This is a genomic window from Marinobacter shengliensis, assembly GCF_030297115.1.
Classification (GTDB): domain Bacteria; phylum Pseudomonadota; class Gammaproteobacteria; order Pseudomonadales; family Oleiphilaceae; genus Marinobacter; species Marinobacter shengliensis.
In genome coordinates, this window is sequence record NZ_AP028062.1 from 1512994 (window position 1) to 1530782 (window position 17789).

Here is a 17789-nt window from a genome sequence, read left to right on the forward strand (position 1 = left end):
ATTCCTCAAAGGCCACGGTCTTTAACGCTTTCCATTACTACAAAGGTGCTGGTTTGCAGCACATGGGGCAGGCTGGAGATCTGTTCGCCAAGCACTTGCCGGTACTCGGCCATGTTTTTGGTTCTGACTTTAAGAAGGTAGTCGAAGTTGGCAGCCATCATATGGCATTGCTCAACTGCAGAGATTTGCCGAACCGCCGTGTTGAACGCCGCCAGCGCCTTGCTGCTGGTGTCGTTCAGGGTGACCTGGGCAAAAGCTACGTGCGACAAGCCAAGCTTGGTCTGGTTCACCATGGCGCTGTAGCCGGTGATGTAGCCCTGCTCCTCCAGGCGCCGCATCCGGATCTGGCAGGGAGTCTTGGAGAGGCCTACCCGGGAGGCAAGGTCTGTCACGGTTATGCGGCCGTTCTTCTGTAGTTCCCGGATGATCGAGAGGTCAATCCTGTCCAGATCCGCCATGGCTGCTATCCTTTTAGAAAGTCGGTCTGTTTTTTGTGCCCAGGCAATAATTCCTGTTCTTGGCCTGAATTAGGGGTAATGATTCTGTTATTTCAATCCAAAAAAGGAAAAAGGTAAACCAATTTCGACCTGAATAGGTAAATAGTATATAGCGGCTTCGTTAAAATGCGGACAGTATTCCAATAAGCAGGAGGGTATCCCCCATGAGTCCACAGCAATCCATGACGCCAGAGCTTCATAACATTCGCAAGGCCATCCGTGCCAACTACCTGGCGGACGAGTATGAGGTTATTCATCGATTGATTGCTGAGGCTCAGCTCTCCGATGACGCTCGGGTGGCGATCTCTGCCCGGGCGGCCGATCTGGTTCGCAGCGTCCGTGGCAGTGCCCGCCCGACCATTATGGAAAAATTCCTTTCTGAGTACGGGTTGACCACCAAAGAGGGCGTGGCCTTGATGTGTCTGGCCGAGGCGCTGTTGCGGGTTCCGGATAACCTGACCATCCATGATCTCATCGAAGACAAAATTACATCCGGTAACTGGGGCGCCCACGTGGGCAAGGCCAAATCCGGACTGATCAATTCGGCCACCCTGGCCTTGTTGATGACCAGTAACCTGTTGAAGGACTCCGAGTGCCAGAGCGTGGGGGATACCCTGCGCAAACTGGTCAAGCGCCTTGGCGAGCCGGTGGTTCGTACCGTGGCGGGGCAGGCCATGAAAGAAATGGGCCGACAGTTCGTGTTGGGCCGGGATATCGAAGAAGCGCAGGAGCGTGGCAAGGCCCAGGAAGCAAGAGGCTACACCTATTCCTATGACATGCTGGGTGAGGCTGCCCGTACCGATGCCGACGCCCAGCGTTACTACCAGGCGTACTCCGATGCTATCGACAGCATCAGCAAGCGCTGCGAAGGTGATGTGCGCACCAATCCGGGTATTTCGGTAAAGCTGTCCGCACTGCTGGCCCGCTATGAGTACGGTAACAAAGAGCGGGTGATGAATGAGTTGATGCCCCGGGCCCTGAAACTGGCCCAGAAGGCCGCAGCGGCCAATATGGGGTTCAATATTGACGCGGAAGAGCAGGACAGGCTCGACCTGTCCCTGGATGTGATTGAAGCGATTCTGTCGGAACCGTCACTGAAAGGCTGGGACGGTTTTGGCGTGGTGGTCCAGGCCTTTGCCAAGCGGGCGTCCCAGACGCTGGACTGGCTCTATGCACTGTCTGAGAAACTGGATCGCCGGATCATGGTGCGGCTGGTGAAGGGTGCCTATTGGGATGCCGAAATTAAACGGGCCCAGGTGATGGGGTTGTCGGACTTCCCGGTGTTTACCCGCAAGGCCTGCAGCGATGTGTCGTATTTGGCGTGTTCCAAGCAGTTGCTGGGCATGACAGACCGGATTTACCCCCAGTTTGCCACCCACAACGCCCATTCCGTATCTGCGGTGCTGGAGTTGGCAAAAGGCCTGGGTCGCGACAAGTTTGAGTTCCAGCGACTACACGGCATGGGTGAATCCCTGCACGACCAGGTGCTTGAAGACAGCGGTGTACCTTGCCGGATCTATGCTCCCGTTGGTGCCCACAAAGATCTGCTGGCGTACCTGGTGCGCCGCCTGCTTGAGAACGGTGCCAACAGTTCTTTCGTGAACCAGATTGTGGACACCAGTATCACTCCGGAAGAGATTGCCAAAGACCCGATTGATGTGGTGAAGACTCTGGGGCACAACTTGTCCAGCAAGGCGATTGTGCATCCGTCGAAGCTCTTTGGTGAGCAACGCCGTAATTCCAAAGGTTGGGACATCACCGACCCGGTAATCGTTGAGGAAATCGACGAGGGCCGCAATCGTTACAAGAGTCATCAATGGCACGGCGGTCCGGTATTGGCCGTTGAGCCCGCCAGTGATGAAGTGGTTGAGGTGCGCAATCCGGCCAACCCGGATGATCTGGTCGGCCACATTACCTACGCCTCCGAGGCAGACGTGTCTGCTGCCCTGGACGCTGCCCGGGACGGGTTCAAGCAGTGGTCGGCGCTGTCTGCGGAGGATCGCGCCGAGATGGTCCGTAAGGTAGGCGACCTGTATGAAGAGAACGTACACGAGCTCTTTGCCCTGACTACCCGGGAAGCGGGTAAGTCCCTGCTGGACGCGGTGGCGGAGATTCGTGAGGCGGTGGATTTCGCGATGTTCTACGCCAACGAGGGTGTCCGTTACAAAGAGGCGGGCGAGGCCCTTGGCGTGGTTTGTTGTATTTCCCCCTGGAACTTCCCGCTGGCCATCTTTACCGGCCAGATCCTGGCGAACCTGGCGGCAGGCAATGCGGTGGTCGCCAAGCCGGCGGAGCAGACCTCACTGCTGGCGGTACGGGCGGTTGAACTGATGCACCAGGCGGGCATTCCCAAGGCGGCTATCCAGTTGCTGCCGGGCACCGGGGCCACCGTGGGTGCTGGCCTGACCTCCGACGCCAGGGTGAATGGCGTTTGCTTCACCGGTTCCACCATGACCGCCCAACGTATCAACAAAGCCATGACCGAACACATGGAGCCGGACGCGCCACTGGTGGCGGAAACCGGTGGTCTGAATGCCATGATCGTGGATTCCACCGCGTTGCCCGAGCAAGTGGTGCGGGACGTTCTGGCGTCGTCATTCCAGAGTGCCGGCCAGCGCTGTTCGGCTCTGCGCATGTTGTACGTGCAGAAAGACATCGCCGACAACCTGCTGGAAATGCTCTATGGCGCCATGGAAGAGCTGGGCATTGGCGACCCTTGGCTGTTGTCTACCGACGTTGGCCCGGTGATCGACGAGAACGCCCGTAAGAAGATCAACGATCATTGCCAGAAGTTCGAGCAGCAAGGCAAGCTCTTGAAGAAGATTAAGGTACCCGAAAAAGGCCTGTTCGTTTCCCCTGCGGTGCTTCAGGTGAGTGGCATTGAGGAAATGGAAGAGGAAATCTTTGGCCCTGTTCTGCACGTGGCTACGTTTGAAGCCAAAGACATCGACAAGGTTGTGGATGCGGTGAACGCCAAGGGTTACGGCCTGACCTTCGGCATTCACAGCCGGGTAGATAACCGGATTGAGCACATTGCCAGCCGAATCAAGGTGGGCAACACCTACGTTAACCGGAACCAGATTGGCGCCATCGTGGGCTCTCAGCCGTTTGGTGGAGAGGGCTTGTCTGGCACTGGCCCGAAGGCCGGCGGCCCGCAGTACGTGCGTCGCTTCCTGAGAGCGGAGATGGTCCACAAGCGGTCGGAGTCCAGCAACAAGGTACTCGGGGCTGACAAGGTTCAGAAGCTGATCGACAAGCTGGAAAAGGCCGAGGTACCGGCGGCGGATCGCCGTAAAGAAGCTCTGCGCCCCTGGTTCAAGAACGTACCGGCGCCGTTGGATCTTGGCTATGAAGAAATGCCAGGACCAACCGGCGAACAAAACCACCTGTCCTGTCATGCCCGCGGCACCATTCTGTGCCTGGGGCCGGATGCGGAGTCTGCGGTAGAGCAGGCTGGCACTGCGTTGTCACAGGGCAACAAGGTGGTTGTGATTGCACCGGGTGCCGAAAAAGCCCTGGCGGATGCCATCAAAGCCGGCCTGCCGGTAGTGGCCGCCGACGGCGTGATCGCTCCGGATGCACTGACCCAGCTTGAGGGCTATGCCGCCATTACCAGCGTGGCCGAAAAGCCTCTGCTCAAGCAATATCGCCAGGCCCTCGCCCGGCGCGATGGTGCGTTGCTGCCCATCATCACCGAGCACAAACTGGACCAGCGTTACGTGATCGAACGGCACCTGTGCATAGACACCACCGCCGCGGGCGGCAACGCCAGTCTGATCGCCTCCGCCGAATAGGGTCTGTCCCCAAGGGTCTGTCCCCGAACGGGGACTGACCCCCTTTTACCTCGGTCAATCTCCGAACCCCGATGCTTGGTGCGATTGGGGTCAGTCCCCATTCGGGGACAGACCCCGTAGCGACCTCGTAGCCACGTAGCAAGCGACCCCATCCTGCGCTACCATCTCCCTCTAAATTCACTTCTCCAATCGCACCGCTGGCCCACATTGAACACACCCGCCCCCAGCAAAACCACCGAAGCCGAAGCCGAAGCCACTCAAACCTTCTGCGCAGTCTGCCTGTCGCTGACGCTCTGTTTCGTGGTCTACTCCATGCTAATCGTCGTGGTACCGGTCTACGGCTTGCAACTGGGCGCCTCTCCCTTGGTCCTTGGTGCGGTTCTGAGTGCCCAGTATCTGTTACCCCTGGCCCTGGCTATTCCGCTGGGTGGGGTGGTCAGCCGTTTCGGTGGTCGGGCAACGCTGATAACCGGTGCCGGCTTGATGGTGGCGGGGCTTCTGGCCATGCACCTCTGGCCTGGTTTTGGTGGATTGGTCCTGGGACAGCTATTGGTTGGTCTGGCGCATCTCCAGATGGTTCTGGCGGCACAAACCATTATTGCCAACCTGGGCGCGGGTCCGCGCCTTGAGAAGTATTTTGGCTGGTACTCCACCTGGCTTTCCGGCGGACAGGTGATCGGCCCTCTGCTGGCAGGGCTGTTGCTGAGCGCCAGCGGAACGGCCTACGCGTTTCTGGTGATGGCAGCGTTTGCGCTGGTAGCCGGCGTGGTAGGATTCTGGTTGACCGGCCAGGCCACTGAACGCATTCAGGTTACTCGAAAGCAGGCAGGATTCCGGGCCCAGTGGGCTTTGATGCAATCGAATCGCGGCGTACAGCTGTCGGTTCTGGTGACAGTATTGGGCATGTTTGCCCTCGGTGTTTACGGTAGTTACCTTCCAGTTTATCTGGAGAGCCTTGCAATCAGCCCGGTGATCATCGGGATATTGGTGAGCCTCAGGGCGGGGGTGTCCATGGTGATTCGTCCGTTCATGGCGTCGATCATCGAGCTCGCCGGCGGCCGTGTGAATACGGTGTTTTTGTCACTGGTCACTGTGTCTGCAGGTATCGCGCTTCTGGGTGCAACGGAACAGGTTGTCGTCATGGGATTGCTCGCGGTGCTGGTCGGTATCGGCTCAGGACTTACCCAGCCTTTGTCCATGGTTATTCTTGCGGAGTCGGTTGACCGCGCCAAGCGCTCCGGTGCGCTGGGAATGCGACTGATGGCCAACCGCGCCATCCACTTTCTGGCACCGCTGATGTTCGGCCTTCTGCTGGAGTTGGGCGGTTTCGCACTGGCGTTCGGCGCCTCCGGTGTTGCCATCGCCGCCGCGCTACCCATAGGGCGAAAGCTGTTCAAGCCGTAATCCTTTGCAAATTGAACTTCGGTACTCGGGTGGTTACCATTCAGCCTGCAGAAATGAGGGGCTATTCCGTGACCAGATTACTGATTTTCTTGATTGTGGTTCTCGCAGCCAATACTGCGCACGCCAATGAATCCCGCTGGTTGCTGCAGACCAGTGTTTTCACAACCCACCACAATCCCAAACCGGAACACAACAACGACCAGAAACTGGTCTCGCTGGAATATGCCCGTGAGGACGATTGGGTGGTTGGCGGAGCAAGCTTTCTGAATTCTTTCAGCCAGCGTTCAGCGTATGTTTTCACCGGCCGGTACTTTGATTTCGGGCCGGGGCCAGTGTTTGCCAAGGTGACCGGTGGGCTGATGCACGGGTATCGGGGCGAGTATCGGGATAAGATTCCGCTGAATCACCTGGGCGTAGCGCCCGCTATTATTCCTGCGGTGGGGGTTCGAGGGCAGCATGTATCCTCGGAGCTTTCCTTTCTTGGTGCGGCTGCCGTGATGATAACTACAGGCTTACAGTTCTAGGCAGCTGTCAAGGATTCCTTGACAGTTCAGGTTGGCACATAACGTTGTCAGAATTGATGAGCCAGAAACAACAAAACCCGGACCTTTCGGCCCGGGTTTTGTGTAGGGAATTCTGGTCGGGACGGTAGGATTTGAACCTACGACCCCTTGCACCCCATGCAAGTGCGCTACCAAGCTGCGCTACGCCCCGTAAACTGCGGTCCACCAAGAAAAGAGGTTTATCTCAGTGGCTTAGCGGGAGCGAAGTCTACACCAGCCCACGGTAAAAATAAACAGGGAGCGGGCGATTTTCTCCAAAGGATTACCTCAGTTTGGTTTCCCTCAGTTTCAGGATGAACTCCGGCGGCTCAAAGGTATCGGGCCGGGCTTCTTCCCAGTATTTGTCGAATACCGTCAGGCCGGTTTTGCCTTCCAGCAGGGCGCCGGGTTCCAGACACGGGAACAGGTCCAGATAGCTATGTATTTCCGTTTTGGAGACGCGCCGGACAATATGCTCGGGGCCCAGTTCGGAGGGGTGTTTCAGGCCAGATGCTTCCAGCAGGTTCTGAAGGGCGTCCAGCGTGTTCTTGTGGTAGTTGAATACCCGTTCGCTTTTCAGGGGAACGTCCAGTTTGTTGCCCCGGCGTGGGTCCTGGGTGGCTATCCCGCTGGGGCAGCGTCCGGTATGGCAGTTAAGGGCCTGGATGCATCCCAGGGCAAACATATAGCCGCGAGCGGCGTTACACCAGTCTGCACCGAGTGCCAGGGTGCGGGCGATGTTAAAGGCCGAGGTGATCTTTCCGGCGGCGCCAATGGCGATGTCTTCCCGAAGGTTGGTGCCTACCAGGGTGTTGTGTACCAGCAACAGGGCTTCGGTCATGGGCATGCCCAGCCGGTTGATGAACTCGAGGGGCGCGGCACCGGTTCCTCCTTCGCCGCCGTCTACCACAATAAAATCAGGCTTCTTGCCGGTTGCCAGCATGGCTTTGACAATGGCAAACCACTCCCAGGGGTGACCAATGGCCAGTTTGAAACCGACCGGCTTGCCACCGGAGAGTTCGCGAAGCTGCTCCAGAAACTCCAAGAGTTCCACCGGGTTGGAAAAAGCGGAATGGCTTGCCGGGGATACGCAGTCTTCGCCGACCTGAACGCCTCGGGCTTCGGCAATCTCTTGGGTTACTTTTTCACCTGGCAGAATGCCGCCATGGCCGGGTTTGGCACCTTGGGATAGTTTGACCTCTATCATTTTAACCTGATCAATGCAGGCATTTTCCCGGAACATATCCGGGTTAAAGCTGCCGTCTGGATGTCGGCAGCCGAAATAGCCGGAACCAATTTCCCAAACCAGATCGCCGCCTGGCTCCCTGTGGTAACGGGAGATAGAGCCCTCGCCGGTGTCATGGTAGAACCCGCCTTTGCGAGCACCGGAATTCAGGCTGAGAATGGCGTTGGCAGACAGCGAGCCAAAACTCATGGCGGAAATGTTGAATACGCTGGCGCTATAGGGCTTGTCGCAGTTCTTGCCGATCACAATACGGAAGTCGCTGGAGCTCAACTTGCTTGGTGTAAGGGAATGGTTCATCCATTCGAACCCCTCCTCATACATGCCGAGTTGTGAGCCAAACGGTCTCTTATCGAGTACGTTCTTGGCCCGTTGGTAAACAATGGTGCGTTGTTCCCGGGAGAATGGCCGTTCTTCGGTGTCTGACTGGATGAAGTACTGCCGGATCTCCGGCCCCACGGACTCAAACAGGTAGCGAAAGTTCGCCATGATCGGATAGTTGCGACTTACCGTATGACTTCTCTGGAGCAAATCCCAGGTTCCCAGGGTGGTCAATCCAGCGAAAATCAATGGAATAACGTATCCAGCGCCTGCCCACAAAGTGATCGGTAAGGAAATGATCAGACCGGCAATGCTGATTACATAGGCCGAGTAGCGCAGCGGGAAGGTGGTGGTTTTCGCCATGGATACCTCTGTGGTCGGTACGGGTCACGCCAAATTGGCGTGGGTTCAAGTATATCTTACGGCTTGCAGTGCGGAGGGGTTCAGATAGATGTCCGGTTGTACTTTCGCCTCTGAAATCTGGTCTATGCTTGAATGTGCAGTGATGACACATGTCAACTTTTGATGTTTTGAGCTCAAAATAATAAGATGACTAGCTTGTAATCTATGAGGATAGATTCACAGCTAATGAAACCGAACGAATATTCAATCGTCACACCAGACCAGGAGGCGCCAACGTGGGCGAGGTAGTGAAAGACGAATATCAGACGGATTACGTCGCAGGCCAGGACAACATAAGACCGTTTGGACTGGACCTCCATAACTGGGTATTCCCGGTCACATCAGTCATTGTTGTGCTGTTTGTCATAGCAACCCTGATGTTCCCGACAGCCGCCAAGGAAACGTTGGACGGCATGAAGTGGGACATTATCGGATCCTTTGACTGGTTCTTCCTGATCAGTGCCAACATCTTTGTGGTGGTTAGCCTGGCCCTGATCTTCATGCCCGTAGGCAAAATACGGATTGGCGGTCAGGAGGCAACGCCGGAATTCTCGACAATGTCGTGGTTTGCCATGTTGTTCGCAGCGGGTATGGGGATTGGCCTGATGTTCTGGGCCGTAGCAGAACCCGTGGCTTACTACACCGGCTGGTATGAGACGCCGTTCAATGTAGAGGCGAACTCGGCCGAGGCCCGTAACATGGCCATGGGCGCGACTCTGTACCACTGGGGTCTGCACCCATGGGCAATCTATGCTGTGGTCGCCTTGTCGTTGGCGTTCTTTGCTTACAACAAGAACATGCCGCTGACCATCCGCTCAGCCTTTTTCCCGCTCCTGAAGGATAAAGTGTGGGGCTGGCCTGGGCATGTCATTGATGTGCTGGCAGTGGTCGCCACCATCTTTGGTTTGGCGACGTCCCTCGGCTTTGGTGCGCAGCAGGCTGCCTCGGGCCTGGACTACCTGTTTGGTATGGGCGCCGGGATCAATGTTCAGATGGCCATTATTGTTGGTGTCACGGCATTGGCGCTGATTTCGGTGCTTCGCGGTCTGGATGGCGGCGTCAAGGTGCTCAGTAACATCAATATGGTCACCGCTGGCGTCCTGCTGGCCTTCGTGATTTTCGCTGGCCCGACCCTGGCCATCGTCGAGACCATCTGGATTACTTCATCCACCTACGTGGCTAACGTGGTGCCTCTGAGCAATCCGTTTGGCCGTGAAGACGAGGCCTGGTTCCAGGGCTGGACTGTCTTCTACTGGGCCTGGTGGATTTCCTGGTCACCGTTCGTGGGTATGTTTATCGCCCGGGTGTCCAAGGGCCGGACAGTGCGCGAGTTTGTAACTGCGGTACTGATCATCCCAACCCTGATTACCACCGTGTGGATGAGTGGGTTTGGTGGCTCCGCCCTGGATCAGATCCAGCAAGGCATGGGTGCACTGGCAGAGGACGGCCTGACAGAAGTCTCGCTGGCGACTTTCCAGATGTTCGCCAACCTGCCGCTGACCGGAATCATCTCCTTTGTGGGTATTGTTCTGGTGCTGGTGTTCTTCGTGACATCGTCGGATTCTGGCTCACTGGTCATCGATAGCATTACTGCCGGTGGCAAGACCGATGCACCGACGGCTCAGCGTGTGTTCTGGGTGGTGATGGAAGGTGCGATTGCCGCAGCCTTGATCTTTGGTGGCGGTGACGACGCCCTGGGGGCCATTCAGGCGGTGGCCATCAGTGCCGGCCTGCCGTTCACTGTCGTGCTGCTGATCATGACATGGGGCCTGTTGAAAGGCCTGACACACGAACGAAAACTGTTGTTGCAACGCGGTGAGCTGCTCTGACGGAGCAGCCTTCACGGCCACAAAAAAACGGAGCTTAGTGCTCCGGTTTTTTGTGGCCTGCCGCTTGTCAGAATTTCCCGAAAGCTCCCATCGCGTACTGAACACGCTCCCTGGGGCTGAAATGGGGGCGCTTAAGGGCCTCGATGTTTCTCAGCCTGGGTAACAGCCCCTCCCCGTTAGCCATCTGTATGGCCAGGCCAGGGCGCGCGTTGAGTTCCAGCAGCAGGGGGCCTTTCTGGGTGTCGACCACCAGGTCTACGCCCATATAGCCCAGCCCAGTGGCTTCATAGCATCGGGACGCCATTTCCAGCATGTCTTCCCAGCTGTCAATCTGGATGTTTTCCAATGCCAGGCCAGTGTCCGGGTGCAGGGTGATCGGGCGATTGAACTGAACCGCGTTGAGGCTGCGGCCGGTGCCTATGTCCAGGCCAACACCAACGGCTCCCTGGTGCAGGTTGGCTTTGCCATCGGAATCCTTGGTGGCCAGTCGCAGCATGGCCATCACCGGATAACCCTGGAAGATAATGATGCGGATATCCGGAACGCCCTGGAAGGAGTATCTGGCGAGGGAGGGGGTGGACTGTACCAGATCTTCCACAATCGCGACGTCTGGCGTTCCTGCCAGGGAATAGAGGCCGGCCAGAATGTTGGTCAGATGGCGTTCGAGCATAGCCACGGAAATACGGGCGCCAGAGGCCTTGACGTAGTCATCGCCATCTCGCCCGGTGATCACGGTAATGCCTTTGCCACCGGAACCTTTGGCGGGCTTGATGGCGAAGCCAGCGAGCCCCTCGGCAATTTCCCGAAAATGGGATATTTCGTGTTGCTGGCGAACTACCTGCAACAACTCCGGGGTTTTGACGCCGTATTCGCTGACTGCCAGCTTGGTTTTCAGCTTGTTATCAACCAGCGGATAAGACTCCCGTTCATTGTACCGGGAAATGTAGTCCACATTTCGCCGGTTCATGTTCAGGATGCCAAGCTTTTTCAGTTTTCTGGGGGAAATCCAGTCCATATCAGTCGTAGGCCTTCATCGGGGTAAAGCGCCTTAATTCGCTGAGCTTGTAACCGGTGTATTGCCCCATCAGCAGGATCAATCCCAGCACCACCAGATGCAGTTCCGGGAAGTTGAATGTCAGGTGCCCGGCCAGCGACGTGTTCATGGCCAGATAGGCACAAATTGCGACAAACAGGCTGCCGCTGCCTTGTACCATAACTTCGCGGGCACCTTCCTCTTCCCAGAGTATGGACATTCGTTCAATGGTCCAGGCAATGATCACCATCGGGAAGAAAGTGACGGTCATGCCGGTATTGAAGCCCATTTGATAGCCGATAATACTGAGTCCGGCGGTGATAAAGATCACCAGGATGATCAGCGCAGATATTCGTGAAACCAGAAGCAGGTTGAGGCTGGAGAGATAGCCTCGTAACAGCAGACCAATAGCGACGACCGACAGGAAAGCGATCAGTCCGGGCACCAGGGTTGTCTGGACAAACGCCACGGCAATCAACACGGGCATGAATGTGCCGGAGGTGCGAACCCCGATAACAATCCGCATAAATGCCACGATCAGAGCCCCGATGGGCAGTAGCAGTAGCATCCGGAACATGCTTTGCTCTTCGATCGGGAGTTGGTAGAACCCCAGTACCCCAAGGCCGTTCTTGTTGGCCTCCAGGGTGGCCAGCTGAAGTGCGGGCACCGTCTGCCGGAGCATGGAGAAGCTTACCTGGGAGTTGTCGCCGCCCACCACATCAAGCAGCGATTCCGACCCCTGGCGCCACAGCAGCAGGTTTTCCGGTACCCCCTGTTCGGCGGTTCTTGGGTCAAAGGTGAGCCAGCGGTCACCGTTATGTATCTGCAGGAACTGCATCAATTGCTGACGGCGGCGGGCATCTTCCAGTTTGAGTGCGTCGGCGGTGCGGGCTGGGATGCCAGCATGATTCAGCATTCGAACCAGCATTTGCAGGTAGTTGTCGTCAGCCACCAGCAGGGTGGTGTTCTGGGTTCGGCTGTCAGGCTGAAGCAGCCGGATTAGCTCCCGTGTCAGGCTTTCCGGAGAGCTGGAGCGTTCGTTAGCCTGGCGCAGTACTTCGCGGACTGCGGTAGCCTGAGGTTCTTCCCAAAAGGTGGGGGTTGGCCTCGGTTTTCGTGACCGCGCGGATTCCCCGGCACTGTCATCAGGCACAAACTGGGCTTTGAAATAGAGTGTCTGGGGGCCGGAGACATCCCGCTTGGTCCACTCGGCGCGCCGGCTGCCAGAGGTTTCGATAATGGAGAAACCATAGCCCGGGGACGCTGCTTGTTCGGTGAGGATGCTGAACCCCGGCGGTTGCTCGGGAATGTGCAGGCTTATCTGTGCCGCCTCATCCTGGCCGACAAAGTCCACCCGGGCTTCGATCATCCAGACTGGCCTTTGCTCGCCCGTCATCCAGGGGACACCAAGCTCGATGTGTCGCCAGGTGGCAATGGAAATGCCGGCGGCGATCAGTAACAGAACAAATGCGTAGAACGGCGCTCTGGAGCGGACGGTCATGAGTCATCTCCGTTATTCGCTCGCCTGCGGTAGGAGTCAGGAAGTTCCGTGGCGTATTCCTTACCCACGTCAATGAGCATGACATCCCGCAAAACGTTCCGGCCAATCAGTACCTCGTAGGTCAGGTTAGTCCTGTCGGCCAGGGTAAACTCGGCCACTTGCTGGTGGTCGCCGATGGCAAACTGGAGCTCCACCACCACGCGCCGTTCGGCTTCTTCGGCACTGGCCTGAATGACCCGAACACGGCGCGATATCTCCCGCTCCATGGTGACCCATTCGCCGTCCGCACCGGGCACAGGTACCTCAAAGCGTACCCAGTTGCTGCCATCCCGCTCGAAACGTTTGACGTTACGTGCGTGAATCGAGGATGTCTCTGCGCCACTGTCAATGCGTGCGGTGTAGATGTGCCCGGGGCCGGCCAGGTAAAACTTCTCTATTTCCCCCACAATCACTTTGCCTTTGAGCCTGTCGGCGCGCCCCTGGTTCTCTGCAACTGCAGGGCAAACCGGTGCTGCGGCCGGCGGGCAAACGGGCCTTTCAACCTGGGTAGCGATAGCGTCGAGAATGGTTTGTGTGGCAGCGTCGCTTTTGTGGAGCAGTTGTTCATGCCGCACGGTGGCGTTGTTTTCCATCGTCACCTGCGTGGCTCTCTGGGTTTGTACCGACGTTCTCAGGTCTTCCATGTTATTTTTGGGGACCATGAAGTAACGATCTGCCGAGCAGCCGGTGATCACAAGCGCCATGGTTGGAATAACGAACATCAGGAAGCGCCGAGGCTGGAAGAACCTGTAACCCATTGATTTCCCCTGAGCTGGCTGCGGAAGCGGTTTCTGCGACCGATTATGAATGCAGCCTGTGAATGTGTTTCTGAATCAGGCGGCAAAGTATACTACACGTGACCTGTGTGAATACTTTACAGTTGGTTAAGGCCTTGAAAATCGACTCAGGGTGAAATCAGTTGTTCCTGGCCAAGGGCGGTTTCCGAGCGGAGAAATTCCTGGATCACCGGGGAGCAATTCAGATAGAACAGCAACAGTTCGCGCTGGATATCCTGATCCTGAATGCGGGAGGCAAAGCCTACGATGTCTTTCAGCGTCTGGTCGCTCACAGCGCTGTGTTCATTTGTGGGCACTGACTGGCCATAGCGAGAGTTGAGAAGTTGGGTCAGGCGCTCAAGGTGAAATTCGCCGGTGTGGGTGATGTGAGGCAACACCCGTACAGACTCGCGCCCCGAGTGCGCATCTGAGGTGCAAAGTGCGTCACCCATGCATCCCGCACCTGTTGCCGGCATGTTATCTACGCCCAGTTTTCTCCAGAGTGCCTTGAGCATGTGCTGGTCCTGCCTTGGCGCGTTCAGGGTTCGGAACCCTGCGCCGTTGAGAGATCCTTCTGTTCCTTGTAGAGCAATTTACGTTAGCCGTAAAGAACCGGATTCCGTCACTTGCCGGAAATGCCGATCAGTCGAGGGCGGAACTGAGATCAGCACAGGTAATGAGGGTTTAACGGGCAAAAAGTTCCGCGCTTGGGGTAGACTGGTTCGCTAACACTAACCATTGAAAATCTTTGGTGTTAACACGCTACGAAAGGAGTTTCACGCTGTGGTCGATACCCTGACCAATCTTATGGAGCTACGCCCCGAATGGCTGGCCGGCTGGATTATCACGCTTCTGGTGGCGTGCGTCGCCTTGTTTGCTGGCCTGGTCTGGGCCGCTTTGACAGTGCGCAAAGTTCGTGCCGCGCTGGATCTGAAGGCACAGGAGTTGTCTGATCAGAATGCCCGGTTGCGCGAATCGGATCAGGCTCAGGCGTTGCACCATCAACAGGTAAGCCATCTGGAACAGCAGATCGAGCAGCAGCGGCAAACCCTGCTGGAGCGGGATAACAGTCTCGAGACCTGGCGCCAGAAAGCCACCAGTCTGGAGAACCGATTGGCCTCTACAGATTCGGAGTTGGCCAGTCGCCGGGACCGGTTAAGTCAGCTGGAGCAGGAGAACCGGGATCTCCGACTGCGGGCTGAGAGCCTGAGCGATGAGTTCAACCAGCTGAAAGTGGAGCTCCGGGAACAACAGGTGACCCTTGACAAAGAGCGCCGCTCGGCAGCGGAAAAAATGGAGCTGCTTGAGAAAAACCGGGACGCCCTCAAACAGGAGTTCGAGAACCTGGCCAACCGCATTTTTGACCAGAAAAGCGAGCGCTTCAGTCAGCAGTCGAAAACCAGCCTGGATTCCCTGCTCAACCCGTTCCGGGACCAGCTCCAGGACTTCCGCAAACGGGTTGAGGATGTATACACCACCGAAACCCGGGATCGCCAGGCCCTGCGAAGCGAAATTAAATCGCTGCAGGATCTGAACCGCCAGATTACCGAGGAAGCCGCCAACCTGACTCGCGCCCTCAAAGGCGACAAGAAAGTACAGGGCAACTGGGGGGAATTGATTCTTGAGCGAGTGTTGGAACGCTCAGGCCTGCGCAAAGGCGTAGAATACGAAACCCAGGGCAGCTACCGGGACGAAGACAACCAGTTACTGCGCCCCGATGTCATCGTACATCTGCCCGACCAGCGCAACCTGGTGGTAGACTCGAAAGTGTCACTGCTGGCTTACCAGCAGTGGGTAGTGGCCGAGGAAGACAGCGCCCGTGATGAAGCCCTCAAGCAACACGTAGAGGCGGTGCGCAGCCATATCCGGAGCCTCAGTGAGAAAGACTACAGCCAGCTTAATGGCCTGCATTCTCCGGATTTCGTGCTGCTGTTCATGCCAATCGAGCCAGCCTTTGTGGCAGCATTCCAGCAAGACGAGAACCTGTTCGCAGAAGCCTTCGAGCGAAAGATTATTGTGGTGACTCCCACCACCTTGCTGGCGACCCTCAGGACGATTGAAAATATCTGGCGTTACGAGCGGCAAAGCCAGAACGCCCGTCGGATTGCCGACCGGGCTGGCGCCGTCTACGACAAACTTCGGGTGTTTGTGGAGGCCATGGAGCGTTTGGGCACCCAGCTGCACACGGCTCAAGGCACCTATGATAACGCCATGAATACGCTGACTCGTGGCCGTGGTAATCTGATCTCCCAGGCCAACCGGTTTGTGGAACTTGGGGTTCGGGTAAAGAAGGAACTGCCCAAAGCCATTGTGGACCAGGCCGAGGTGGATGCGGACGACGAAGATGCCGATTCCGGCGAGCCGAAGCATACCGAGCTTGGCGCGCCTACAGACGCAGGTAGCGACGCACCTGAGGTAGCGGAAGAAGGCACAAATGACGATCAGGAGTAGCGGTATGTTGTCACCCAGAATTGTAAGCCTGGCCGGTGGACGGTCATTAGTGGCAGGCCTGGCAATGGTGGCCTCATTGGCCACGGTTTCTGCCCACGGGCAGTCGTTGGCACCGGAGCATGAGATCCGTCGCCTGATGCTGGCTACCGAAGAGGCCGTTTCGGCAGAGCGCTGGGGTGAGGCGAGCGAGTACCTGAACCGTCTGCAGAAGATGGAAACCGAAAAGCCCGCAGATTATTTCTACTACCGCGGCCGAGCAATGTTGCAGGCCGGCCACCTCAACGAGGCGCGGGCGGCCCTGGAAGCTTATGTGAGCAGGGCTGGAGTGGATGGGAAGCACTACCAGCAGTCACTGAAGCTGATCACCGATATTGAGAAAGAAAATCGCGCCAACGTTCGGGCGCTGGCCAACGGCAATGGCGAAGCCAAAGAGCCCGTGGCCATTATCGAACCGGCGGGCGGCCAGGAGCTGAAAAGCCTGCGCCAGCTGTACCTGGCCGACTCAGACCGGGAGGCGTTGACCATCCATCTCAATGCCCTCTTGGAAACCGCCGGCTGGCGCAGGGACAAAACCGTGGTGCGGTTGGACCGGCCAGCAGACATCCGGTACCGGGTGAGCGTTGCCAACGGTAACCTGAACATTCAGGAAATCACCAGGAACACCGATGATACAACCGTCCGGAAGTCTGTTTCGCTGCCGGTATTTGGCGTAAACCCACAGCCCCGCTGGGACTGTGAGCCCGCTGTAGGCGCCTGCTGGATTTATGATCCGAGGGATGGCTCCCGGCTGTTCCAGCTGGCTCAAAGCCGAAACCAGGTGAACGAGATTGCCCTGACCCTGGGCCGACTGATTCGCAACCTGCAGCAGGGCAGTTCCGGCTCCTGATCCGCACTGATTGCAAGGTCCTGGCCGTTATTCGGCCAGGTCACCCCGTTCGCCCTCCCGCCAGGCACCCGGGGTGACGCCGGTCCACTTCTTGAAGGCCCGGTGAAACGTTGAAGGCTCCGTAAAGCCCACCCGCTCGGCAATATCGTTGATCGGCAACTCCTGATGGCTCAGGTAGTAAATGGCCATATCCCGCCGTAGCAGATCCTTGATCTCCTGGAACGACGTATTTTCCTGCTTGAGCCGCCGCCGGAGGGTTTGCGGGCTGGTGTGAAGCTCCTGGGCAATCCAGTCAAAATCCGGCATAGGCTTGGAAAAATCCCGGCCAATCAGCCCCCGAATTCTACCCGTCCAGGTGTTGCTTTCGTCTGGCCGGGATAACAGATCCGCAGGCGAGGTTTTCAGAAACTGGCGCATCTCCGGCTTGTCCCGGATCACTGGGGCGGAGAGAAAGCGCTTGCTGAAGGTGAGGGCGATGCAGTCGGAGTTGAACGCCAGTGGGCAATGGAAGATATGGCGGTACTCATCGCCATGCTCGGGGCGGGGATAGTTGAACTCCGCCTTCTCCAGCTCCACCGGCTGGCCAATCAGCCAGCTGCCCAGGCGGTGCCAGATCACCAGGATGCTCTCGCGCAGGAAATAGCTTGGGTCGTGAATCTCGCCCTCGATACGGGCCACCAGCCGGGCGTTGTCTTCGTTAACTTCCAGTTCCATGCTCACCATGGGCTCAAACAGGCGGGAGAAGCGGAACGCCTGCTCGTAGACTTCTTCCAGCGTCTGGCAATTAATCACCAGGGCGCACATGGTGGCAAAGGTGCCGGTGCGGGCCTTCCGCGGCCCCATGCCCATAAACTCGTCACCGGTGCGGTTCCAGATCACCTGCATCAGCCGGCTGAACTGGTCGCTGCTTACCCGGGCCATGTCTATGCGCAGCAAATCCGGCGAAATGCCGGCCTCCTGCAGCAGCGCACGGCTATCCAGCCCCAGGCGCTCCGCGCCGGAGAGGGATGCTTCAACGAAATGCTTTGAAACCGTAAGCGTAGACATAACCGGTGCCATTGATGGAAACGA

The 17789-nt window shown here is 57.4% G+C and carries 13 protein-coding genes and 1 tRNA gene; 6 read left to right on the forward strand and 8 right to left on the reverse strand.

Going from position 1 to position 17789, the window contains the following annotated elements; genetic code table 11:
• Positions 1-5: 5 nt before the first annotated feature.
• Positions 6-458 (reverse strand): Lrp/AsnC ligand binding domain-containing protein, encoded by a 453-nt coding sequence (locus QUE75_RS06905; protein ID WP_061331707.1) that lies wholly within the window; start codon positions 456-458, stop codon positions 6-8.
• 203 nt (positions 459-661) lie between these two features.
• Here QUE75_RS06905 and putA point away from each other — a divergent pair, with 203 nt between their 5' ends.
• From putA to QUE75_RS06920, 3 genes are all read left to right on the forward strand, one after another.
• A complete protein-coding gene (putA, locus tag QUE75_RS06910) occupies positions 662-4291 on the forward strand; it encodes a bifunctional proline dehydrogenase/L-glutamate gamma-semialdehyde dehydrogenase PutA (RefSeq protein ID WP_286254630.1) in 3630 nt (1209 codons plus the stop codon).
• 207 nt (positions 4292-4498) lie between these two features.
• Positions 4499-5695, forward strand: a complete 1197-nt coding sequence (locus QUE75_RS06915; RefSeq protein WP_286254631.1) for an MFS transporter — start codon at positions 4499-4501, stop codon at positions 5693-5695.
• 68 nt (positions 5696-5763) lie between these two features.
• Positions 5764-6219, forward strand: a complete 456-nt coding sequence (locus QUE75_RS06920) for a sn-glycerol-3-phosphate transporter (protein WP_106695996.1) — start codon at positions 5764-5766, stop codon at positions 6217-6219.
• A gap of 113 nt (positions 6220-6332) precedes the next feature.
• Here the strand turns inward: QUE75_RS06920 and QUE75_RS06925 are convergent.
• A tRNA-Pro gene (locus QUE75_RS06925) sits at positions 6333-6409 on the reverse strand.
• Positions 6410-6520: 111 nt separating this feature from the next.
• On the reverse strand, positions 6521-8164 hold the full coding sequence (locus QUE75_RS06930; protein WP_286254633.1) for an FMN-binding glutamate synthase family protein: 1644 nt from the start codon (positions 8162-8164) through the stop codon (positions 6521-6523).
• A 275-nt stretch (positions 8165-8439) separates the two neighbouring features.
• Between QUE75_RS06930 and QUE75_RS06935 the strand changes: the two genes are divergently transcribed.
• The gene (locus QUE75_RS06935; RefSeq protein ID WP_106695358.1) at positions 8440-10032 is read left to right on the forward strand and encodes a BCCT family transporter; all 1593 of its coding nucleotides are present in this window, start codon (positions 8440-8442) and stop codon (positions 10030-10032) included.
• 67 nt (positions 10033-10099) lie between these two features.
• On the opposite strand, the gene QUE75_RS06940 is transcribed toward QUE75_RS06935, so the two are convergent.
• From QUE75_RS06940 to QUE75_RS06955, 4 genes are all read right to left on the reverse strand, one after another.
• On the reverse strand, positions 10100-11047 hold the full coding sequence (locus QUE75_RS06940; protein WP_106695359.1) for an alpha-L-glutamate ligase-like protein: 948 nt from the start codon (positions 11045-11047) through the stop codon (positions 10100-10102).
• Position 11048: 1 nt separating this feature from the next.
• On the reverse strand, positions 11049-12566 hold the full coding sequence (locus QUE75_RS06945) for an inactive transglutaminase family protein (protein WP_072677708.1): 1518 nt from the start codon (positions 12564-12566) through the stop codon (positions 11049-11051).
• Positions 12563-13363 carry an ATP-dependent zinc protease family protein gene (locus QUE75_RS06950; RefSeq protein WP_106695360.1) on the reverse strand — a complete coding sequence of 267 codons (801 nt, stop codon included), beginning with the start codon at positions 13361-13363 and terminating at the stop codon, positions 12563-12565. Before QUE75_RS06950 ends, QUE75_RS06945 begins: the two co-directional genes overlap by 4 nt.
• Before the next feature lie 146 nt (positions 13364-13509).
• Positions 13510-13896 carry a hypothetical protein gene (locus QUE75_RS06955; protein WP_286254643.1) on the reverse strand — a complete coding sequence of 129 codons (387 nt, stop codon included), beginning with the start codon at positions 13894-13896 and terminating at the stop codon, positions 13510-13512.
• Positions 13897-14164: 268 nt separating this feature from the next.
• Between QUE75_RS06955 and rmuC the strand changes: the two genes are divergently transcribed.
• Both rmuC and QUE75_RS06965 read left to right on the forward strand, forming a co-directional pair.
• Positions 14165-15832, forward strand: a complete 1668-nt coding sequence (gene rmuC / locus QUE75_RS06960; RefSeq protein ID WP_396631694.1) for a DNA recombination protein RmuC — start codon at positions 14165-14167, stop codon at positions 15830-15832.
• 4 nt (positions 15833-15836) lie between these two features.
• Entirely contained in the window at positions 15837-16718 is an 882-nt protein-coding gene (locus QUE75_RS06965) for a tetratricopeptide repeat protein (RefSeq protein ID WP_286254644.1), read from the forward strand.
• Between the two features lie 27 nt (positions 16719-16745).
• Here QUE75_RS06965 and QUE75_RS06970 read toward each other — a convergent pair whose 3' ends face one another.
• Complete coding sequence (locus QUE75_RS06970; RefSeq protein WP_286254646.1) at positions 16746-17765, reverse strand: AraC family transcriptional regulator; 1020 nt, start codon at positions 17763-17765, stop codon at positions 16746-16748.
• Positions 17766-17789: the final 24 nt, after the last annotated feature.